Genomic DNA, 21,422 nt, shown 5'->3' on the forward strand with positions numbered 1-21,422 from the left:
TACTACTAGTACCCGCCTCCTTCACATATACATAACAAAAGAGTGAGGTATCCGGGAGGACGAATGATGAAAAAGAAGATAGAGAGTACGATCCGGAATATGATAAGTGATCTACAGAAGATGCAAAGGGGAAATGGACGATGGTCCTTTTGTTTTGAAAATGGCGTGATGACCGATGCGTATATGATCATCCTTCTACGAACGCTTGCGGAGGATGAGAATGAACTAATTGGACAGCTGGTGGACCGGCTCTGGAAATGCCAGTCAAGGGAGGGGACGTGGAAGCTCTTTGAGGATGAGCGAGAAGGGAATCTGTCTTCAACCATTGAAGCATATTTTGCCCTGAGGTTCAGTGGAATGGTAGGGGAAGAGGATAAGAGACTCCTAAAGATCAAACGGTTCATTGAGAAAAATGGCGGGTTTCACAAGGCCCATTCCATGACGAAATTCATGCTGGCCGTGCATGGTCAATATGATTGGAAGCATCTCCTGCCGGTCCCCATTGAATTCCTGTTGCTTCCGAAGACATTTCCCCTGAATTTTTGGAACGTGAGCAGTTATGCTAGGGGCCACCTGGCGCCGATGATGTTACTGAAAGATTCGCGATTCACGATCAAATCAAACAGTATACCCCAAATACAGGATTTGTCCCTTGCTGTAAATGAAGAGAGTTACAGCGAAAGAGAATGGAGATTATTTTCAAAAATTAGTGAAGGCATACAGGCACTAGCAGGCCTCCCCTCCCAACTTCATCAGCAGGCAAGTCAGTTTGCCCTGGAGTACATGCTGCAGCGGGTGGAGCGTGACGGGACCTATCTCAGTTATTTCAGCACAACGTTTTATATGATTTATGCCATGTTGGCACTGGGTTATAAGAAAAATGACCCGATCATAGTAAAGGCATTACAGGGGTTAAAGGAAATGGCATGCGAAACGAAGAAAGGCATCCATATTCAAAACTCTCCTTCTACTGTATGGGACACAGCTTTGATCAGTCATGCCCTTCAGGAAGCGGGGTTGGATGCAAATGAAGATGTCATACAAAAATCAGTGGATTATCTTCTGAAGAAGCAGCACTTCAAATATGGGGACTGGGCAATAGAGACGGGAGTGAAGCCAGGTGGGTGGGGATTTTCAGAGAGTAACAGCATTCACCCTGATGTGGACGATACAACGGCTGCTCTCAGGGCCATTACGTATTCAGCTGCAGGGAAGCCCCCTATCAGGCAGTCATGGGATCGTGGGATTGAATGGGTGCTCGGTATGCAAAACCGGGACGGAGGCTGGCCGTCTTTTGAGAAAAACAAGACGAAACCTATCCTTAATTCTTTTCCAATCGACGGATCTGAGGCAGCAGCCATCGATCCTTCCACTCCAGATTTAACGGGGAGAGCGCTTGAATTTTTGGGCAGCCGGGCAGGGTTGACCAAGGAACATCCACAGGTAAAAAAGGGTGTTGAGTGGCTGAAACTCATGCAACAAGATGATGGTTCCTGGTACGGTCGCTGGGGTGTCTGCTACATCTATGGAACATGGGCGGCCATCACGGGAATGAAAGCCGTGGGGGTATCTTCGTCTGATAAACATATACAAAAAGCAAAAACATGGCTTGAAAGCATTCAAAAAAAAGACGGGGGCTGGGGGGAGTCCTGCTACAGCAATCAGGAAAAGACATTCGTACCCCTTCCCTTCAGTACCTCTTCACAAACGGCATGGGCACTGGAGGCGCTCATCTGTATCGAAGACAAGCCGACACCTTCTATCGATCTGGGTATCACGGCGCTTCTCGAATTAAAGAACGGTGCAGAAAACGAGGCATCCAAAACATACCCAACAGGAGTCGGTCTTCCAGGAAACTTCTATATACACTACCATAGTTACCAATGGATATGGCCCCTGATCACACTCAGCCGGTACAAAGAGAAATTCGGGTGAGGGACGGACCTCTTGAGGTCCGTCCCTCTATACGATAAGATAAAAGTAAGAATTTTCTAAAAAAGGTGATTGTATGATGAAGGTGGATTCTTTTCCGTATCCTTTTAAGGGGGATGTGTATCGTTATTCTAATAATTCGGTTCCATTGGAAGAGCCAAGTTGTGTAGAGGTTACCGCTTCGTATTCAGAGGAGATCAAGCTGAAACGAAAACTGCTTACCCAACATCCGGAGAGGTGTTTTCAGTCCCTGTCACATACCATGAAGGCTCAATGGGAAATAGTAGAGATGATCATTCAACATCTCACAACCTATTATCCCCAGCGGTTTTCCCTGGAAAGAAATAAAGGGGAATGGACGTTTCACAATCACATCTTAAAGGAGCACACAACGTTTACATTTGGGGATGAAACCACTTTATCCTTGGAACCCCTTGATTTCATCGGTCGTCATGTACAGGAGGATCTGATATTCATGATACAGCGGGATGGGGATTTATATATGGATGCCGGACAGTTATGTTTCCCGGCCAACTGGTCCCTTGCATTTAATATCGGAATGAGCTTTGAGGAGATACATGGGCCGATTCCAGGGTTTAAGGAAGAGGGATTGGATCAGCGGATCCTGACGTTCTTGATGAGGATGGAAGCGGGAGATCCCTGGGTTAGACGGAACTGGTCGTTAATGGCGGGAGATCGTCTGGATACTTCCTTGGAAACCTTTGATGAGTGGGGAAAAGGAAGAAGAAACGTTTCAAAGGAAAATGTCGGGGAATACGTTCATTTTCGTGTAGAGGTGCAGAAGCTATTCCGTTTGCCAGGTTCGAATGGGCTGCTCTTTACAATCCATACCCATCTACTTCCACTTGAAGAATTTGCGAAGAATCCTGAATGGACGAATGAGTTTTATCATATTCTCCATGAGCTTCCCGACCATATTGCCGATTATAAAGGGCTTAGCTTATTTAAAAAAGAGGTCATCGGGTACTTGAAGGAAAAGAAGGTGGAAATGTGAAGTCACTCTTGCAACCTTTGTACGTACCTGGTAAACGAAAGTATTTATTCCTGGGGGATGAAGAAGGAATGAAGCGACTGTCCTCTGTCATCCAAAAAGTAAAAAAGGATGATTACCCCAATGAATCGGTGTTGTGGGATGAAAAGAAAGCAACGGATATTTCTCATTGGCTGGAAGGTCAGAAAATGGGGAGTTATCTATACATAGCAATGAAATGGAACAAGCTCTCATATTTTGAAAAATTGGCAGAGAGTCATGGTTTCTCCGAAGCAGAGGCACAATACGTCGGTCACGGAGTAAGGGTCTACCATGTATTCTGTTCAAAGTGCCATCAGAAAATGGAACTGAGCGGCGAGCCAAGCAATCAAATTAAGACCTGTCCTCATTGTCACATGAAGCTATCCGTTTCCGTTCATTATTCCCCATTACATGAAGCCTATCTCGGGTATGCAGCACCCGACAGAAACCGGGAGTGATCAGTAGTGAATCATGCTAAAACCATAAACGTCACTGTCCAATCGATCCATCAGGAAACGCCTTATGTCAAACGTTTTTCACTAACTCCAGCCGGTAATGAACTTCTCCCTCCTTTTAGCGGGGGTTCCCACATCACCACGTATATCGAGTCGGGGAGTGAGACAATCGCCCGGTCCTATTCCCTTACGAACCCACGAGGACAAAGGGATGCCTATCACATAGCCATTCGTTTAAATGAACAGTCCAATGGAGGATCCCGATATTGGCATGAGAAAATGAAAGTAGGAGACACGCTACGCATCCGCCATCCACAGAATCATTTTCCATTGAGCTTTAGAGCGAAGCATCATGTTTTTTATGCAGCGGGAATTGGCATCACTCCTTTCCTTTCCATGATGGCAGAACTGAAAGAAGAGGATCGCTCCTTTGAACTCCATTATGCTGCAAAGTCAGAGGAAGCCTGCCCGTTTTTTACATATATAAAGAAAGTGTATCCTGGTGAGAGTCGTTTTTATTTTTCAAGCGAAAGGAGATTGAGTGATCAAAGCCTCTGGGAGCACAGTATCGGAACTCATGTATATTTCTGCGGTCCAACTTCTTTTATCGATGAATTTACTGCAAGTGCCCTGACAATAGGATATCCCCGATCAAGCATTCACTTTGAACGTTTTGCTCCACGGCAGACAATGAAACGTCAGGATTTTTTGGTGGAAGTAGAAAACGGCCTCACCATTAAAGTGCCAAAGGACAGGACTTTATTAGAAGCCCTTCTCAAGGCAGGGGTCCATGCGCCATATTCCTGCCGGGTCGGTCGATGCGGAACCTGTGAGTTGAAGGTATTGGAGGGTGAAGTCGATCACGCTGATTCTTTCTTGAGTGAAAGTGAGAGGAGGGAACACCATTCGATATTAACGTGTGTTTCCAGGGCAAGATCGGAGAAATTGCGGATTCAACTTTAGTGTTTTTTTGACCGGAATAAAGACGTTTTATTCCCTGAATCCCAAGAAGAATTTCAGGCGATAAAGTCTTACCTTGAATACGACAATGAGAAGCAGGTAAACTTTAAAGACTAAACTCCAAGAAAGGATGTACCCTCCATCAACAATCTAGACAAGCTATTCCGCAAAAGGATTCAGTATTCAAGTGCAGATCCCGTAACCTTTCAGGATCTGGATATCATATTAGAAAAAATGGCGAATCATATACCATTTGAAAATGTATGCATTGTAGAAGAAAGGTCCCGTAAACTGACCAAAGATAATCTGTTGAATAAAATGCTCCTCATGAATGAGGGAGGTCTTTGTTATGAACTAAATTCACTCCTTTATTTATTCCTGATAGAAAACGGATTCGAAGCTTCCTTAATACAGGGAGCGGTCTATGATCATGCTTTAGGAACGTTCGGGCGCATTGGAAGGACACATGTTGCCGTTAAGGTGTGTCACGAAAAACAATACTATATTCTGGATGGGGGCTTCGGAGGGAATATCCCGATGAAACCCGTACCATTATCGGGGGAAACGGTCTCTTCCGCTAATGGGGAATTTAGAATACGGGCAGGTAAAACAGCTTATGGGGATTATAGATTAGAAATGAAATTGAAGCATAAAGACACCGATTGGAGAACAGGGTATGCATTTGATTCCAAACGAACAATTAAGGATGTTCGTTTCCTTGACGACGTCCGTGTCACAGTGGAAGAACATCCGGATTCACCCTTTAATAAACATCTGTTACTGACAAAGCGAACGGATGACGGAAGTGTGACCCTGACAGATACTTCCTTTACTCAATGGGAGAAAGGGAACGTAAAGAAAAGTGAAATAAATTCAGAGGAGTACCAGGAACTTTTGAATCTTTGGTTTTCTCAAGCAGATAAAAAAGACCCGAAATAGATCCGGGTCTCTCCATTCACTTCCCGAGTATCGCCATGATACCTTTATAGATTAGGAAAAGTGAGAATATGAGTATAGCTAGAATGCCGATAATGTCCGTTACGGGGGATACACTTGCTAAGAACGTACCTGCTAAAGGAACTTTCAACAATGCGAAACCGGAAAGAATCCCTGCTACTAACAAAAGAATAAAACGATCCATCTGATATTCCTCCTCTCGGGCTATTATATGTAGGAGAAATGAGAAGTTGAACCCAAAAATTGTTAGGGAGAGATGAAAGGAAAGAGGGATGAGTCTGGGCTCATTCCTCTTGTTTAATTAACGTGATCCGTACCTCTATAGCCTAATGTTCCAGTCTCTTCAATTATAAGACGGAAGTTTGAAGGCAGGAACATCCAGAACGCTATACGGCATCCGTCTTTTCTTCTTCAAGTTCATCCTGTACTTCTTTAATCAACTGAGGGGATCCATTGATGATCTTTCCGATATAGAAGAATCCGGCAACGGTGATCCCGGTTATAATCCAGCTGAACGCCTGGCGGAGGATGATGCCTTTATCAAATGCCTCCACCCCATATTCCAGAATGAGCCATGCTTTCACAATGGCAAGGAGCCCGCTCCTCATGGCAAAGCATAAGGTGATCCACTGAAAGATCCTATATAAAGGCTTTTTATAAAAAAGCCGCTTACTGAAGGTACGGTCATATCCTTGAAGCTCCGCGAAATCCAGCCCAAAATAAAGGGGGAGTGGTTTCCCGATGCTAATCGTCAGAAAGAAAAAGAAGCTGAGTGCAGCACCGTAATAGATGTTATTCCACAGAAGCTGAAGTGAGGAACCCGCCAGTACGTCAATCAAGGTACCAATTATCAACGTAACCAAAATGAACAAGCCGAATGTATTCACTTTCTTCATTTCGATGAATCGATAGATGGAATAAATGATTCCTGGAACAGAAGAAAGGAGCATGGCGTAATAATCTCCGGTGTAATCCCTCATGATATTCCACACAAAAAGAGGGAGTGCGACATAAATCATCAGATCCAATAGTACAATATTTTTCTTCACTTCTATCACTCTTCCTTTTTATATCCACATGTTTTCAGAATAGTGTTTACAATTACATTACAGTATTGTAACATAAATATAGAAAAAATGTATCAATTTGGTAATTTTGTGGAGGGATATTATGAAAAGGGTGTTTGAGATTCCCTTTCATTTTGTGGTAGTCGTGTTAGGGTTGTATTTACTTAGCGGGATCGGTTCGCTGCTTGCATATGATACAGAGCTCTTGATTAACTTGGCAGCATATGGGGACAGACTGCAACAGACCTGGATTGACATCATGCATCCATCGTCGATTTATATTTATTGGGGCGATGGGAATAAGCAATACAGTATCACGGAAGTTTTTTCGCAAACGTATTTTTACTCTTTTCTCATTCTTTTCAGTTCTTTCTCCTTAGCGATTTGCCTGGCTGTACTCATAAGTTATACCTTTATGTTATTGCCACGGAAAGCATATCGTTTCTCTATTAAAATCGTCAATGTCCTGGATGCCCTGCCGGATGTATTCATAGTCGTTCTATTTCAGCTTTCCATCATCTGGTTATTTAAAAAGACGAATTTGCTCGCGTTCGATATTTATGCCCTCGGTGAAGATCGCATTTACTTTTTGCCGATTCTTTGTTTATCGGTTCTGCCAGTTGTGTTTTTGCTGAAACAGTTTTTGTTTCAACTCAAGGAAGAAGAAACTAAACCGTATGTCGAATTTTCTTATTCAAAAGGATTCAGAAGGGCTTATACGGTTTGGCATCATCTTTTCAGGAATGTATGGGTTCACTTCTTCTTTCATTTGAAGCCGATTTTTTTATTGATGCTTTCAAACCTATTGATTATTGAACTTCTCTTTAACATCAATGGATTCATGCAGACGTTGCTGCGTACGGCGACCAGTTCACCTGCTGCATTCTTCCTTGGGATGCTTCTCGTTTTTGTTCCGTTCTTCATCGTGTTCACAATAGGGTCTACGATTCTATCAAAATGGTTGAAAGGTGGGGAACAGCATGAATAGCTGGATGGCTAAACGATTGGCACTGCCGATCCTGATACTGGTCGGTTTCATTGCCGTCAGTTTCCTGGTTCCAGTGATGAACCCTGGTTATGATGAGGTGGTGGACTATCTCTCGGACGAAAATGGTAGAGTGATAGCGGCCCCGCCGTTCACCCCTGGGGAAATGCCTCCCCTTGGGAGTGATAAACTCGGGAGAAACTTTCTGCTGCTATTACTAGTCGGAGCGAAATATACCATCTTTGCTGCGCTGGCCATTGCGTTATTGCGAATGGTACTGGGCTTTTTCTTTGCTGTACTATACACATTCCTCCCCGCATTTGTGGGGAGATTCATTAAAGGGCTGGGGGAGTCGTTTCAATATATTCCCCTTGTCATCATCGTATTTGCGCTTCTGGTTCCACTCGAAGGGGCCTTTCATTCAGAGATCCTCCCTTCCAACCGGTACTTCTTCATTCAAGTGATTGCGATTGCGGCTGTGACAGTCCCGTCTCTCGGAATCTATTTGGGAGAAGAGATGAAGCTTTTTATGGGAAATGAATTCATCCAGGTGTCACGCTCGATTGGTGCAGGGAGGTTCCACCTGTTCAAACAGCATCTGCTGCCCCAGTTCAGAAGGCACTCGATCGTATTGTTTTCAGAACAGGTTTCCCAGACGCTTGCCCTGCTCATCCAGCTCGGTATCCTCCATATGTGCCTCGGAGGATTGAAAATCGCAAACTTCGGCATCATGGAAACCATTCCGGTTTATTTCTCTGAAACGAACGAATGGGCTGCGACGATCGCCATCAATATCCAGCAGATATTCCTGCGTCCCATGCTTGTAGTCGTTCCTTTGACGTTATTCGCCATCTTGATCCTATGTGTGAACTCGATCAGTGCCACTCTTCGGAGATCGTTGATTGAAGGGGAAGGTGCCAAGGGTAAGATTAAGTTGAAAGAACAAGCTTTCGAGGAGAAAGTCTCCGTCTCATCAGACCTATTTACGTTGAAACAATAGGAGATGGAGGAGAATCAAGGTGATATAGAAAGCACTCACAAATCATCCATGATTTCTGAGTGCTCTTTTTTTTACAAAATACAGCCTCTTTTCTTCTTCAGATTGAGAAGGGGTGCTGTTCTTTTTTAGGTTCCTTATCCTGTATTGAGTATGATATATTAATATAATAGAAAATTCAGTATAATCAGGGGTAATTGGATGAATAGACTTCTTAAGGTGCCGCTTCAGGTCAAAATATTGGGCTTGGTCATTTCGCTTCTGTTGATCGTGATCGGATCGCTTACATGGATGTTTGCTTACCGGGAATCAGAGGAAGACGTTGAGCAGGCAGAAGATCTTGCGATGCAGACTGCCAAGACACTTTCTTATATGCCGGTGATTCAAGATTCTTTTAAAAATGAGGAGCCTGTAGAAGATTTAAGTGCGGTCACGGAACAGATCCGTGACCAGGTGGATGCTTCTGCTGTTCTGATTGAAAACAGGGACGGACAAATATTCAGTTTTGTCGGACAAGCGATCGGGGATGGGGATCCTAAAGAACGTTATCGTGCATTGGTATTCGGAAGTAATAATCTGATTCATACCGGGGGTGGCGACGAAGAAGTGTTAAAGGGGATTGTCCCGGTCATGATCCGGTATGACAACTACAAAAAAGTAGAAGGCACCGTAACGGTGGAGTTTGATATGAAAACCATTCGGAGTAAGATTGCCTACGAAATCCGCACAATGCTTGCTCTTTCCGGGGGAGTCCTGATCCTCGGGGTGTTCGGCAGTCTGTTTTTGGCCAGGAGTATCAGAAGGGATACACTCGGTCTGGAACCGTATCAGATCAGTGCGCTCTTCAGGGAAAGAAATGCGGTTCTGCAATCTGTAAAGGAAGGGATTTTAGCCATCGACACACAAGGTGTGATTACGATGATGAATCAATCTGCCCGTGAGTTACTGGACATTGATGAAAAGGTCGAGGGCAAATTCGTGACCGATGTCATTTCTTCTCAAACGATGTCCGAAATGCTGGCTTCTTCTTTACATATTTCCAACATCGAACTTCAATATAAAGAAAAGACGATGATCGTAAATGCCCAGCCTATAATCGAAAATAATCAGAAGGCAGGAACTGTGTTCAGCTTCAGGGACCGGACAGAAATTAAACAAATGGTGGATGCCCTTTCGGAAGTTCAGCAATACTCGCAGGACTTACGGGCACAGACGCACGAATTCAAAAACAAACTGCATGTACTTCTCGGTTTGATTCAGCTGCATAAATATAAAGAAGCCATCGCATTCCTCACGGAGGAATCGGATCTGCAGGAGTATCATTCGACCATATTTTTTCAAAGTATCCTGGACGAGAAAGTTCAAGCCATTCTATTAGGGAAGATTGCAAAAGCATCAGAAAAGAAAATAGATTTCCAAATCGACGGAGAAAGTTCACTTTCCCCGCTTCCTGGATTCATCGGTTTTTCACCACTTATCGTCATATTGGGTAACTTGATTGATAATGCATTCGAAGCGGTAATGGACAAAAACCAAAAGATCAAGGTCGTTTCTTTTTTCGTTACCGACATTGGCAACGATATCATCTTTGAAATCGCAGATAACGGAAAAGGGATATCTGAAGAAGAAGAGGGACGTATCTTGCTGAAAGGAGTCTCATCAAAAGGCGACCACCGGGGTTATGGGCTTGCCAACGTCGAGGAAGAACTAGCCCTGCTTGGGGGTACGATTGAATGGGATTCCAAAAAGGATAAAGGGACGGTTTTCACTGTCATCCTCCCGAAACCACACACAAAAGGAGAATAGGTATGTTTAAAGTTGTCATTGCCGAAGATGATTTTCGCATTGCACAGATACATGAAGAATTTTTGGCTAAAAATGAGCAGCTGACATTAGTCGGCAAAGCGATGAATGCGAAGGATACATTGACTACTCTTGATAAACATCATGTTGACCTGCTTTTACTTGATGTATATATGCCTGATCAGCTTGGTACTGAATTATTGCATAATATCCGATCCGAATATCCCTGCGTAGATATCATTATGATCACAGCCGCAAAAGATAAAGCCTTTTTAGAAAAGGCACTTCGTTATGGTGTTGAACAGTACTTGATCAAACCGGTTACATTGGAGAAATTCCAAGAAGCAATCACTTCTTATCTTCAGAAAAAAGCGGCGCTTGATTCTGCCGAAGAGGTCAATCAACAGATGCTGGATCAATTCTTTGGGAAGGAAAAAAAGAAAGCTGCCGATAAAAGATACGATCTACCGCCGGGCATCGATTATTTGACTCTTCACAAAGTGACAGCGATCTTGCAAGAGGAAAAAGAAGGGATTACTTCGGAAAGAGTCGGCGAAAAAATGGGGGCGTCCCGGACTACCGCCAGGAGGTATCTCGAATATCTGGTTGGGATAAAAGATGCCACAGTCGAGCATGTCTATGGGATAGTCGGACGTCCGGAAAGGAGATACCGAATCGGAAGCGAAAGGGCAGTGAAATAAAGTTTGCTTGAAAGACATTGTCTGTCACAACGGTTAAAGTGATTTCTTTAACCGTTGTGGCAGACTTCTTTATTTGCAGATTGCAAGAAACGGTGAACAAAATGAACAAAATCCCCATAAGTTTTTTAAAACATAATATTTTGGAAACGTTTACATAAAGGTGTTTGCCGATTACGATGATCATAACGTATTTCACCATTTTGACTGGGGATGAACAAGGTGAATACAAACAACATAAAAGGGGTGCAGAAAAAAATGAAAAGGTTTGGCTTCGTACTGATTATTTGTGTAATGGCATTGATGACAGCTTGTTCAAGCTCTGCTTCGGGAGACAAGGAATTTCCGTCAAAGAATATTGAAATCATCGCACCTGCTTCTCCAGGGGGAGGCTGGGATTTAACAGCCCGTTCTGTCCAGAAGGTTTTGCGTGACAACGACATTGTGGATAAAAACATCAATGTCATCAACAAACCGGGCGGAGGCGGAGAAGCGGGTTGGAAATATCTTGAGAAAAAGGATGCCCATCATCTTGCAATCAATTCAAGTCTGGTACTGACAAATAAATTATTGGGACAAAGCGATCTATCACATGAACAATTCACGCCCATTGCGACACTGGCAACAGAATGGCAAGCTCTTACAGTCCCTGTGAATTCAAAGTATGAAACGGTAAATGAACTGCTGGAACAAATGAAGAAAGACCCTAAATCAATTAAAATAGGGGTCGGTCCTGGACTCGGAAACGATGACCACCTGTCGATTGTACAGGCCGCAAGTGAGAAGGGGATCGATCCTACTAATCTCGACTTTCTAGTCTATGAAGGCGGCGGCGACGTCGTGACAGCGCTGCTCGGGGGACATGTTGATGCAATTACGACTTCTATTTCAGAAGTGAAAGAGCAGCACTTGGCAGGGAAGCTTAAAATCCTTGCGGTATCTTCTGAAAAAAGGCTTGAAGGTCTGGAGGACGTTCCAACTTGGACGGAAGAAGGGTTGGACATAGTGTTCCCTCACTGGAGAGGCATCATGGGGCCTGGAGATATGACGGAAGATGAAATCGCCTATTGGGATGAAAAAATCAGCAAAATGGTCAAAACGGATGAGTGGAAGAAGTTGCTTGAAAACAATGACTGGGATGATTTTTATAAGGACAGCAAGGAAACAAAGGAATTCATGAAGGAGCAGGAAAAACTATATTCCGATCTAGTGGAAAACTCCGGGTTGAAAAAATAATGTAAGTGGCGGGTGGGACACGAATGAAGGTCTCCCGCCGGTCTACTCTCGTAAAGGAGGTTGAAGTGCATGAGAGCAATCAAACTTGGGATGCCGATATTTTTAATTCTTTTAAGCTTCTTTTTTTTAATAGCATCCTTCAATTTGCCCAAGGCAAATCTCGGGAACCCAAACGGTCCGCTCTATTTTCCTATCGGATTAAGTGTATTCATGCTGGTATTCAGTGCGGCTTACTTATTTCAGGAGTGGAAGAGCCTGCATATCCATAATGAAGAAATAAAGCTCCTGCTTAAAGGAAGAACACCGAAATTGATTGTCCTGACTGTTTTATACGGAACTGTTTATGCGTTCATATTTGAACGGATCGGATTCTTATTTTCTACTATTTTATTTTTGGGCGCTTTATTATTTACGGTCAACGGAAAAAAAATTGTCGTTAACGTGTTGGTGGCGATCAGTTTTTCTTTTTTATCATGGTATGCATTCAGCATTTTATTAGGAGTCAGTCTTCCATAGGAGGTGCACTAAATGGATTTTAGCAACTTTATGCAGGGGTTAACGACTGCATTGGAACCAATCAATATAATGTGGGTTGTCTTAGGAGGATTTCTTGGGACGATTGTCGGCATGCTCCCCGGGCTGGGACCGGCAACAGCCGTGGCCGTCTTGATCCCGATTACATTTGGCATGGAGCCTGTCAGTGCCATCATTTTGATGGCAGCCATCTATTACGGGGCGATGTACGGTGGGTCGAGGAGTTCAATTCTATTAAATACGCCGGGTGACGGTTCAGCCATTGCTGCCACATTCGACGGCTATCCGATGGCTCAGAAAGGTCAGGCAGGACAGGCCATGGCCATATCGGCAGTCGCCTCTTTCATCGGAGGAATGATGGCCGTCATCGGATTTATCTTCCTTGCCGAGCCGCTTGCAAGCTTTGCCTTGAAATTCGGTCCTGCTGAATACTTTTTATTAATGCTCCTGACTCTTTCGGCCATTGTTGCTTTATCGGTAGGGAAAATGGTGAAGGGCTTCATCGCGATGTTCCTTGGGCTGATGCTCAGTACGGTGGGCATTGACACTCAGAGTGGAGTCTATCGTTTCACCTTTGGAAGCTCACATTTAAGTGAAGGAATTGATTTTCTAATCGTGATCATCGGTGTATATGCAGTCGGGGAAGTTCTATACAATTACTTGACGATCGATCAGGAGAAAAAAGAAAAAAAGAAAGTCGGGAAGATCTGGTTTACGAAAAAGCAGTGGAAACGCTCATTATGGCCAATTCTAAGAAGCGGACCGCTTGGATTTGTGGTTGGTGTCCTTCCGGGAGCAGGGGGATCGATCGCATCCATGATCAGCTATTCGACAGAGAAGCAAATTTCCAGAAATCCTGAAGAATTCGGGAAGGGTGCAGTAGAAGGGCTTGCAGCACCTGAATCTGCTAATAATGCAGCCTCTGTCGGGGCCATGATCCCGCTGTTGACGATGGGTATCCCTGGTTCAGGGACAACTGCTGTCATGCTTGGAGCACTTGTAATGCTTGGGATGAAACCTGGACCGCTTTTGTTTGAGAATGATCCCAATACGGTATGGACACTGATCAATAGTATGTTTATCGGGAATATAGCCCTTGTTATTATCAATATCTTACTTGTCGGTCTGTTAGTGAAAATTTTGGATACGCCTGCAAAAGTGTTGTATCCGGTCATTGTAATTCTAGCATTTATCGGAACCTACACGCTCAGTTACAGCGCAGTGGATTTCTTCCTGCTGTTAATTTTCGGAGTATTCGGTTTATTACTGAAAGTAATGGATTTTCCGATTGCCCCGCTTGTTCTGGCATTGATCGTCGGAGCAGATATGGAGCAGAACTTCAGGATGGCCGTTCTTTCGTCAAATGGCAGCCTTGGCATCTTCTTTGATACACCGATTGCCATCGCACTGGCTATATTGACGCTGTTATCACTGTTTTATCCAATGCTGATCAAAGCATTTAAAAAGAAAGAGAAGAATCCTGTCGACCCCATCTCAAAAGACATGTAAGAAAGAGGAGGGAAATCGATGTCAAAAAGCAACACGTATGACGTGGTTGTCGTAGGAGCCGGGAACGCAGCATTGTGTGTGGCAATTTCAGCCGGCTCTTCAGCTGCCCGGTATGCCCTTGGCAATAAGCAGGATCAAACGATCATTCACTGACAGTTATTGATGAAAAGGAAAAGTCACCTCGATGCTGGTGGCTTTTTCCTTTGATTAAAGATGGGAGTAATCGTCATGACAAAACAACTATTACTGGTTATCGCGATGCTATTATATGCATTGTTTTTTCTCTCTTTTTTTGAGTGGGATGAAACATGGAAGGCGATCGCTGCACTTCTCATCATCCAAATCCTGTGGATCGGTAAAGTGTTTCCCCTTGCGTTCAGTTCTCTGCTGCTCATACTGATGATATCGTTTCATTTTTTCAGTTATGAACAGTCATTGAGCTATTTTAGTTCGGGTATTGTATGGCTCTTGTTCTCCACATTTATTATCTCGACTGCATTCATCAAAACCGGCCTTGCAAGCAGGGTATCCCTCTATATGTTGAAGATGTCTGGGGGGTCGGGCAAAGCGTTGATCTTCATCTCATTTCTGCTCATGATCGTCCTGTCTGTCCTGATACCGTCAAATGTAGGGAAAGGCAGCCTGCTATCATCGGTACTCGACAGCCTGATGAAAAGTTTGCGTAAAATAGCGGATGTCCATTATTTGGGGAAGTCGCTCTTTATCGGTGTTGCCTATCTGGCTGCCATTTCAGGGGCGTTTGTTGCGACTGGGGCCAGTTCCACAATTTACGCTTTCGGGATCCTGAGCGACGTTTCGAGTGATTTGAATTATATAAGATGGTTCCTGATATTTGGAATACCGGTGCTGCTTTTTATCGTCATACTGTGGGGAATATTCTTAATGATCTTTCCCCCTGAGAAGATTGACCGAAAGCTGTTATTAGCATTGATTGAAGAAAGAATCAGTGAGCTTGGCCCGGTGAGCATGAACGAAAAAAAAATCATGAGTATCATCATGGGAACATTGATCATGTGGATTGCACAGCCTCTGCATGGATATTCCATTCCTCAGATCGGCCTTCTGGGCGCATGTATGACCGTCATCCCTGTCGCAGGAGTATGGAGATGGGAGGAGGCGAGAAAATCGATCGATTGGGATCTGATGCTCTTTTTTGCCTCAACTCTGATGGTATCTGGGATGTTGGTCAAAACAGGCACGATTGAATGGATGGCTGAAGGGTTGAACGCTTTGCTTACAGGCCGTCAACCCTGGGTGATCATCCTATTCCTCATTTTATGTACCAGTATCATTCGGATCGTATTCGTCAATATCCTGGGGTTTTTGACCATCATGCTCCCCCTCAGCATTACGATCGGACATACCATTCCGGGTGTATTACCAATGCAAATTGCCATGCCGGTGTTTCTGGCATGTGTCCCGGGCTTTTTTCTCGTCACCCAGTCCCCGGTTCACCTGATCAGCTACTCGTACGGTTACTTTACCGACAAGGATTTAATGCGGGCGGGATTTTGGTCATCCGCAGCATGGATCGCCGTCATCATCTGCTCGGTTTTCTTTTATTGGTAAGAAAAAGAGTATGAACAGCGTGCTGTTCATACCCAAAAACTTATTTTATCAATGCCCGGTTCTTCCGATGTTCCTTCCTCAGAACAGCTGAGTTCTATCTCCCGTACGAGCATTCTTACCCTCAAAAAAATGATAAGGAGGGAAGATGGCAGGTAAACAACCTATAAAATTAGGAGAATTCCCTAATTTATTGAAACTTTTTTGACTTGAGACTCGTATATAGTAGTGCAGCTAGCACTTTTATTTAAAATTAAATCAGGCAGCATCCTGGTTTAAACAAAATGTTGAAAGGGGTTGTCAGAATGCTAGGATCATTGAGTGTAATTGGATTTTTCGTTTTCCTGATTCCTGTTCTTGTTATAGCAGCAATTGTGGGGATCGCATATTACTTCTGGATGAGGTTCCGATATCGTACTGCGAAATCCAACCAGGCACTGATTATTACCGGACCGAAACTGGGGGATCCGGAGAAGGAATCGAATATTTTCTCCGATCAGGAAGGCCGTTCCATGAAAATCATCCGTGGTGGAGGATACAGATTAAGACGTTTCCAAACGTCCACTCCCGTAAACCTTACCTCGTTCCAATTGAAGCTTTCCACTCCACGCGTGTACACAAACGGAGGAGTTCCGATCGTGGCCGATGCAGTGGCCATGGTGAAGGTTGCCGATACCTTGAATGGAATCGCCAACTATGCCGAGCAGTTCCTCGGGAAGGATCAAAAAGAAATTGAAGATGAAATCATCGAGGTGCTGGGTAGTAACCTCCGCGCGATTCTTTCAAAAATGACCGTTGAAGACATAAACAGCAACCGGGAAAAATTCAATGCCGACGTGTCGGAAATCGCCCAGAAACAGCTTGATCTGATGGGCTTTAAAATCACGTCACTCGGATTGACGGATATCCGGGATGCTGATGAACAAAATGGATACTTAGAAAATCTTGGTCGCCCGCGTATCGCAGAGGTGCGGAAACAAGCTGAAATCGCTGAGGCGAACACAGAACGTGAAACACGTATTCACCGTGCCCAAACCGACCAGGAAGCGAAAGAAGAGGAATATAAACGCCAAATTACTATTGCAGAATCGAAAAAGGAAAAAGACATCAAAGATGCTGCCTTCAAAGAAGAAACCGAACGCGCAAGAGCGAAGTCCGAACAGTCCTATGAGCTTGAAAAAGCGAAACTTGCCAAGGAAGTAAAAGAAGAAGAGCTGACCCTTCAATTCCTTGAGCGGGAACGTGCGGTTAAACTCGAAGCGGAAGAATCCAAAGTCCGTAAAACGAAAGCCGATGCAGATTATTACGAAACGACCCGTAAAGCGGAAGCGGAAGCCCGAAAATCTGAAATCGACGGGGAAGCAAAAGCGAAGATCCGCAGGGAAGAAGGGTCTGCTGAAGCAGATGTCATCCGTGAACGCGGTAAAGCCGAAGCTGAATCCCGTAAACTCCTTGCAGAAGCCATGGAGAAACACGGAGACGTCATCATCACCGAGAAACTCATCGAAATGCTGCCGGTGTTCGCAGAGAAAATCGCTCAGCCTCTTAACAATATTGATTCGGTTAAGATCATCGATTCCGGTAATGGCCAAGGGGTTCCTTCCTTTGGTAAAAGCATCACCAGAACGATGCTCGACATGCAGGAGCCATTACGTGAAATGACAGGAATCGATGTGGGTGAATTACTGAAGTCGTATGCGAACAGGACGCAACCGACACATTACCAGCCTGCTATTTCAGAGTCTGGAGACAAGGAAGCCGCAGCTTCAAACGAAGTGGAAGTAAAAGAGTTTGAAGAAGCGGGGCAGAGAAGTAAATAAGCAATTAGAAAAGGTGCCAGGCACGGAATGAAGATTCTGTGCCTGGCACCTTTTAATGTTGGAAGTGGATTTCAGCTGCTGAAAACAGCGGGGAATTCAACTGTCAAACGATCAATCAAATTAAACAGTCAAAATATCTGCTGAAATTTACAGGCAAAATTCTTATCCATCGAATGGAATGTGTCAATTGATACCGCCTTGTATAATAAAGGGTAAAAGGTCATGAGGAGAATGAATATGAATATATATTGCCGAAGTACCCTGCACCAAATCGAAGTAGCCGTTGAGTCCATCATTAAAATCATGGACAGCCTAAAAGAGGAAGACCTAATAAAAAGACCCACTCCTTCCAAGCATTCCATAGGAGAGCTGCTTTCGCATATTTCTCTCATATGCAGGGCGGATGATCTTATCGCCGGGGGAGCCAGCCAAGAAGAAATGGATTCTTTTTATGGGAGTAAATCTATGCATACCCTCGCTGAAATGAGAAAGGAACTACAGCACAATTTTCACTATTTGAAAGAGCGGGTGGCGGAGCGGACGGAAGAAATGCTGTTGGAAGAGACCTCGTCCTATTGGGGAGTGACGTATACGAGATTCGAGTGGCTGGTGGAGGTTGCAGCTCATCTTTATCACCACCGAGGACAGCTTCATTCTATGCTTGTCCATTGTTATGGTAAGGATCCACAGATACCGATGTTTGAATGAGGAGTCACTTATTTGTAAGTGGAAAAGTGAATGTGCTGAGTAGCGCAGTTCAAAGTTGAAATCTTTTTTATCTAATTATACATTTAATGTACAAGTAAACTACAAAACTTGTACAAAACAAAAGGAGTGGATGAAATGAAAAAGATTTTTGCGATTTTTGTAACTGCTATGCTTTTCCTATCACTGGCAGGAGGTGCATTTGCAGCAGAAAATGACGCGATGGTTCGTATCGTACATGCGTCACCGGATGCCCCGGCTGTCGATGTATATGTTGACGGAAATGCCGTGGTGGAAGGTGCAGAATTTAAAGCAGCGACAGATTACATGAATCTTCCTGCCGGAGACCATAAAGTGGAAATTTATGCTGCCGGGACTATGGGAAGCGAAGATCCGGTCATTTCTCAAGATCTAACAGTTGAAGCAGGGATGGCTTACACTGTAGCGGCAGCCAACACTTTGGAAAACCTGGAGCTAGTCGTGGTACAAGACTCGATGGATGTGACAGAAGGGATGACCAAGGTGCGCGTTGGACACCTTTCTCCGGATGCACCAACCGTTGATGTTGGTCCTCTAGGAGGAGATGCATTATTCAGTGGTGCGGAATTCAAAGCCATCACAGATTACAAGGAATTGGATCCGGGAACATATGATTTAGAGATCAGAACACCTGAAGGAGATCAAGTGCTGGATCTGTCCGGTACGATGCTTGAAGAAAACACGGTGTACAGCGTATTTGCCATTAACACGGCTGATCAATTAGAAGTGCTTGTATTGAAGGATTATACAATGATGCCTGGAAGCATGCCTGAAACAGGAATGGGCGGAGCGGCGACTGAACAATCTTCGAATCTTCCAATTGTACTTGCATCAGTGGTATTAGGTGGAGCGGCTCTACTATTTGTCACACGCAGACAACTGCAAAAATAATGAAAAAACGATTACTGATTTTTCCTCTTATGGCTCTTCTGGCGGCATGTGCTGCCGAAGAGCCTCAAACCGTTCCGGAGAATGGCGTTCAATCATCCACCGTTGAACAACCTGTTAAAGCCAAAACTCCTATTGTAGAATCCGTAGAAGAAGAGAACAAGATCAAACCATCTGTCCTGTCGATCCCTAAGCTTGAACTTGAGGCGCCGATCAAGGAGTTCGGGCTTGATAATAACGGGGATATGGAGCTTCCGAAGAACGGGAAGGATGTAGCATGGTTTGAGCCGGGCTTTCAACCTGGCGAAAAGGGGAATGCCGTTCTTGCAGGGCATGTAGATGATGAGAAAAAGCCGGCTGTTTTTTTTGAACTGAAGACGCTTGAGCCTGGTGATGAGATCCATCTGGAAGGGGAATCTGGAAAAACCCTTACATTCGTGGTCAGGGAAAAGGTCGCCTATGATAAAGATGATGCACCGCTTCGAAAAATTTTTGGCCCGACTGAGAAAAGGATGCTGAATCTGATCACATGCACAGGTTATTTTGATCATGACATTCATAACTACGTAGAACGCCTAGTTGTCTATACAGAGCTGGTTGATGATCAAATAAACGAATCTTAAGTGTAGAGCTTACCTCCATCTCATGGAAGATAAGCTCTCTTTTTTTCCATAAAAAGCCTTTACACCCTCCGGATTTCCTATACTATTAATAGAGAGAGTTTTCTGACAAACATTTGTGGAGGTTAAGATGAAACTGAAGATATTACATACAAATGATGTACACAGTCATTTTGATGCATTTGGGAGAGCGGCTACACTGATCAAAGAGTGTAGAGATGAGAATACGATTGTGCTGGACGGAGGAGATTTTGCCGATTTCAAGAGCATCGAGCTTCAGGGAACAAAGGGGATGGCTGCGATTGAACTGCTTAATAGTGTCGGCTATGATGCATTGACCATCGGTAACAATGAAATGTTCAACGGCTTCGATACCCTTGAACATATGGCCGGGAATAGTCCCATCCCTTTTATCAGCAATAATCTGTACAGAAAAGACAAGGCGTCCATCAGCGGAGTGAAATCAAGCGTCATTCTGGAAAAGAACGGGGTGAGAATTTTTATTACGGGTGCCTCCCCTGACCTTCAGGGTTTCAATGACGGTCTAGGGGTACATATTATGGATTATAAGAATGCAATCAAGAAGGAACTCGTTCGCCACCGTGGAACATATGACGTCTGTATTCTTCTGAATCATGTGGGTACAGTAGCCGACGAGGAACTTGCGAATGAGCTGGAGGAGGTGGATATCATTCTTTCAGCCCATGATCATCAGCTATATGAACGGGCAAAGAGTGTGAATGGTACCATCTTGAACAGTGCAGGCTGCTATGGGGAGTACGTGGGTCTTGTCGAAGTGGATGTAACAAATGAGGGAGTTGAACTGATACGTGGTGAAACGATTTCGACTAAGTCCTCTTCAGTGGATCGTGAGGTGACAGATATTCTGAAGAAAAATAAGGCAATCGCGATTGAAGTGTTAAGCAAACCGCTTTACACACTCCACCGCCCCCTTTGGCATGATGTCATGGAAGAGAATCCGATGACGAATTTGATTGCCGACGGGCTGCAGGATATGCTGAAATGCGATTTCGGATTGATCAATAGTGGTATCGTGAACGCCGGGGCTTTTCAGAATATCAGTCATAAGAAGCTCATCGAAATCTGTCCATCTCCATTGAATCCGACGTCATTCGAAATCCAGGGAAAGCATATCCGGAAGGCGATCGAGGAATCCCTGGATGCCCAGGTATGCTTGGCTGATGGAAGAGGTCCGGGCTTCAGGGGGAAATTTGTTGGCAGGCTTCATGTGTCTGGTGCAGAAATTATTCATGAAGGGCAGCGAATCTCTGAAATCCTTATCGGCGGAACGCCATTAGAGGATGAGAAATGGTATTCTGTTGCCTCATCAGATTATCTACTGCGGGGATCCGGCTATGAATCCCTCGGTCATGGCCGAAATGAAAAGTACCTACCTGAGGAGATCCGTGATGTGATCAGGATGTACGGTGAACGCGCCGGGTTCATTGAAAAAGCGCAGATGAACAGGTGGCGGGAAAGCAGTAATGTCATGGCTTAGACTTCCACGGAGACGCTCAGTGAACCTGGGCGTTATTTATTGAAACGAATGAGGTATGGACTGAACATGTGAGCAGGT

The 21,422-nt window shown here is 44.4% G+C and carries 21 protein-coding genes; 19 read left to right on the forward strand and 2 right to left on the reverse strand.

From position 1 onward, the window contains the following. The first annotated feature begins 63 nt into the window (after positions 1–63). The 5 genes from shc (at position 64) to AC0VXY_RS05995 (ending at position 5,319) form a co-directional block, all read left to right on the forward strand. Positions 64–1,935, forward strand: a complete 1,872-nt coding sequence (shc, locus tag AC0VXY_RS05975; protein ID WP_475527283.1) for a squalene--hopene cyclase — start codon at positions 64–66, stop codon at positions 1,933–1,935. 73 nt (positions 1,936–2,008) lie between these two features. After that, a complete protein-coding gene (locus AC0VXY_RS05980; protein WP_475527284.1) occupies positions 2,009–2,947 on the forward strand; it encodes a heme-dependent oxidative N-demethylase family protein in 939 nt (312 codons plus the stop codon). Further along, complete coding sequence (locus AC0VXY_RS05985) at positions 2,944–3,423, forward strand: hypothetical protein (RefSeq protein WP_475527285.1); 480 nt, start codon at positions 2,944–2,946, stop codon at positions 3,421–3,423. The genes AC0VXY_RS05980 and AC0VXY_RS05985 overlap by 4 nt, the downstream gene beginning before the upstream one ends. 6 nt (positions 3,424–3,429) lie before the next feature. Further along, positions 3,430–4,383 carry a PDR/VanB family oxidoreductase gene (locus AC0VXY_RS05990; RefSeq protein WP_475527286.1) on the forward strand — a complete coding sequence of 318 codons (954 nt, stop codon included), beginning with the start codon at positions 3,430–3,432 and terminating at the stop codon, positions 4,381–4,383. A gap of 171 nt (positions 4,384–4,554) precedes the next feature. Continuing rightward, positions 4,555–5,319, forward strand: coding sequence for an arylamine N-acetyltransferase family protein (locus AC0VXY_RS05995; protein ID WP_475527824.1), 765 nt, complete (start codon positions 4,555–4,557; stop codon positions 5,317–5,319). A gap of 16 nt (positions 5,320–5,335) precedes the next feature. Here the strand turns inward: AC0VXY_RS05995 and AC0VXY_RS06000 are convergent, their stop codons facing one another. After that, entirely contained in the window at positions 5,336–5,521 is a 186-nt protein-coding gene (locus AC0VXY_RS06000) for a hypothetical protein (RefSeq protein WP_219167074.1), read from the reverse strand. A 202-nt stretch (positions 5,522–5,723) separates the two neighbouring features. Next, positions 5,724–6,386 (reverse strand): VC0807 family protein, encoded by a 663-nt coding sequence (locus AC0VXY_RS06005; RefSeq protein WP_475527287.1) that lies wholly within the window; start codon positions 6,384–6,386, stop codon positions 5,724–5,726. Between the two features lie 121 nt (positions 6,387–6,507). Here AC0VXY_RS06005 and AC0VXY_RS06010 point away from each other — a divergent pair, with 121 nt between their 5' ends. The 14 genes from AC0VXY_RS06010 (at position 6,508) to AC0VXY_RS06075 (ending at position 21,344) form a co-directional block, all read left to right on the forward strand. Further along, entirely contained in the window at positions 6,508–7,392 is an 885-nt protein-coding gene (locus AC0VXY_RS06010) for an ABC transporter permease subunit (protein WP_475527288.1), read from the forward strand. Next, entirely contained in the window at positions 7,385–8,389 is a 1,005-nt protein-coding gene (locus AC0VXY_RS06015; protein ID WP_475527289.1) for a hypothetical protein, read from the forward strand. Before AC0VXY_RS06010 ends, AC0VXY_RS06015 begins: the two co-directional genes overlap by 8 nt. Positions 8,390–8,587: 198 nt before the next feature. Further along, a complete protein-coding gene (locus AC0VXY_RS06020; RefSeq protein WP_475527290.1) occupies positions 8,588–10,192 on the forward strand; it encodes a sensor histidine kinase in 1,605 nt (534 codons plus the stop codon). A 2-nt stretch (positions 10,193–10,194) separates the two neighbouring features. Then, positions 10,195–10,890 (forward strand): response regulator, encoded by a 696-nt coding sequence (locus AC0VXY_RS06025; protein WP_475527291.1) that lies wholly within the window; start codon positions 10,195–10,197, stop codon positions 10,888–10,890. Positions 10,891–11,145: 255 nt separating this feature from the next. Beyond that, on the forward strand, positions 11,146–12,123 hold the full coding sequence (locus AC0VXY_RS06030; RefSeq protein ID WP_475527825.1) for a tripartite tricarboxylate transporter substrate binding protein: 978 nt from the start codon (positions 11,146–11,148) through the stop codon (positions 12,121–12,123). 69 nt (positions 12,124–12,192) lie between these two features. Further along, a complete protein-coding gene (locus AC0VXY_RS06035) occupies positions 12,193–12,639 on the forward strand; it encodes a tripartite tricarboxylate transporter TctB family protein (RefSeq protein WP_475527292.1) in 447 nt (148 codons plus the stop codon). A 12-nt stretch (positions 12,640–12,651) separates the two neighbouring features. Beyond that, positions 12,652–14,166 carry a tripartite tricarboxylate transporter permease gene (locus AC0VXY_RS06040; protein ID WP_475527293.1) on the forward strand — a complete coding sequence of 505 codons (1,515 nt, stop codon included), beginning with the start codon at positions 12,652–12,654 and terminating at the stop codon, positions 14,164–14,166. Between the two features lie 18 nt (positions 14,167–14,184). Further along, positions 14,185–14,319, forward strand: coding sequence for a hypothetical protein (locus AC0VXY_RS06045; RefSeq protein ID WP_475527294.1), 135 nt, complete (start codon positions 14,185–14,187; stop codon positions 14,317–14,319). Between the two features lie 75 nt (positions 14,320–14,394). Next, entirely contained in the window at positions 14,395–15,756 is a 1,362-nt protein-coding gene (locus AC0VXY_RS06050) for an SLC13 family permease (RefSeq protein WP_475527295.1), read from the forward strand. 302 nt (positions 15,757–16,058) lie between these two features. Beyond that, a complete protein-coding gene (locus tag AC0VXY_RS06055; protein WP_475527296.1) occupies positions 16,059–17,573 on the forward strand; it encodes a flotillin family protein in 1,515 nt (504 codons plus the stop codon). A gap of 237 nt (positions 17,574–17,810) precedes the next feature. Continuing rightward, positions 17,811–18,281: a DinB family protein gene (locus AC0VXY_RS06060; protein ID WP_475527297.1), complete on the forward strand. Its 471-nt coding sequence runs from the start codon at positions 17,811–17,813 to the stop codon at positions 18,279–18,281. Between the two features lie 135 nt (positions 18,282–18,416). Further along, positions 18,417–19,208: a DUF4397 domain-containing protein gene (locus tag AC0VXY_RS06065; protein WP_475527298.1), complete on the forward strand. Its 792-nt coding sequence runs from the start codon at positions 18,417–18,419 to the stop codon at positions 19,206–19,208. After that, positions 19,208–19,828: a class F sortase gene (locus tag AC0VXY_RS06070; RefSeq protein ID WP_475527299.1), complete on the forward strand. Its 621-nt coding sequence runs from the start codon at positions 19,208–19,210 to the stop codon at positions 19,826–19,828. Before AC0VXY_RS06065 ends, AC0VXY_RS06070 begins: the two co-directional genes overlap by 1 nt. A 127-nt stretch (positions 19,829–19,955) precedes the next feature. Further along, positions 19,956–21,344 (forward strand): bifunctional metallophosphatase/5'-nucleotidase, encoded by a 1,389-nt coding sequence (locus AC0VXY_RS06075; protein ID WP_435992392.1) that lies wholly within the window; start codon positions 19,956–19,958, stop codon positions 21,342–21,344. Positions 21,345–21,422 lie beyond the last annotated feature (78 nt).

Source organism: Rossellomorea sp. QJM3NY_18 (assembly GCF_056173145.1).

Coding starts and splice junctions, on each gene's coding strand:
- AC0VXY_RS06070 (WP_475527299.1), top strand. CDS start 19,208: ATGAAAAAACGATTACTGATTTTTCCTCTTATGGCTCTTCTGGCGGCA.
- AC0VXY_RS06075 (WP_435992392.1), top strand. CDS start 19,956: ATGAAACTGAAGATATTACATACAAATGATGTACACAGTCATTTTGAT.
- AC0VXY_RS06015 (WP_475527289.1), top strand. CDS start 7,385: ATGAATAGCTGGATGGCTAAACGATTGGCACTGCCGATCCTGATACTG.
- AC0VXY_RS06055 (WP_475527296.1), top strand. CDS start 16,059: ATGCTAGGATCATTGAGTGTAATTGGATTTTTCGTTTTCCTGATTCCT.
- AC0VXY_RS06045 (WP_475527294.1), top strand. CDS start 14,185: ATGTCAAAAAGCAACACGTATGACGTGGTTGTCGTAGGAGCCGGGAAC.
- AC0VXY_RS05980 (WP_475527284.1), top strand. CDS start 2,009: ATGATGAAGGTGGATTCTTTTCCGTATCCTTTTAAGGGGGATGTGTAT.
- AC0VXY_RS06010 (WP_475527288.1), top strand. CDS start 6,508: ATGAAAAGGGTGTTTGAGATTCCCTTTCATTTTGTGGTAGTCGTGTTA.
- AC0VXY_RS06050 (WP_475527295.1), top strand. CDS start 14,395: ATGACAAAACAACTATTACTGGTTATCGCGATGCTATTATATGCATTG.
- AC0VXY_RS06040 (WP_475527293.1), top strand. CDS start 12,652: ATGGATTTTAGCAACTTTATGCAGGGGTTAACGACTGCATTGGAACCA.
- AC0VXY_RS06060 (WP_475527297.1), top strand. CDS start 17,811: ATGAATATATATTGCCGAAGTACCCTGCACCAAATCGAAGTAGCCGTT.
- AC0VXY_RS06035 (WP_475527292.1), top strand. CDS start 12,193: ATGAGAGCAATCAAACTTGGGATGCCGATATTTTTAATTCTTTTAAGC.
- AC0VXY_RS06030 (WP_475527825.1), top strand. CDS start 11,146: ATGAAAAGGTTTGGCTTCGTACTGATTATTTGTGTAATGGCATTGATG.
- AC0VXY_RS06025 (WP_475527291.1), top strand. CDS start 10,195: ATGTTTAAAGTTGTCATTGCCGAAGATGATTTTCGCATTGCACAGATA.
- AC0VXY_RS06020 (WP_475527290.1), top strand. CDS start 8,588: ATGAATAGACTTCTTAAGGTGCCGCTTCAGGTCAAAATATTGGGCTTG.
- shc (WP_475527283.1), top strand. CDS start 64: ATGATGAAAAAGAAGATAGAGAGTACGATCCGGAATATGATAAGTGAT.
- AC0VXY_RS06065 (WP_475527298.1), top strand. CDS start 18,417: ATGAAAAAGATTTTTGCGATTTTTGTAACTGCTATGCTTTTCCTATCA.
- AC0VXY_RS06000 (WP_219167074.1), bottom strand. CDS start 5,521: ATGGATCGTTTTATTCTTTTGTTAGTAGCAGGGATTCTTTCCGGTTTC.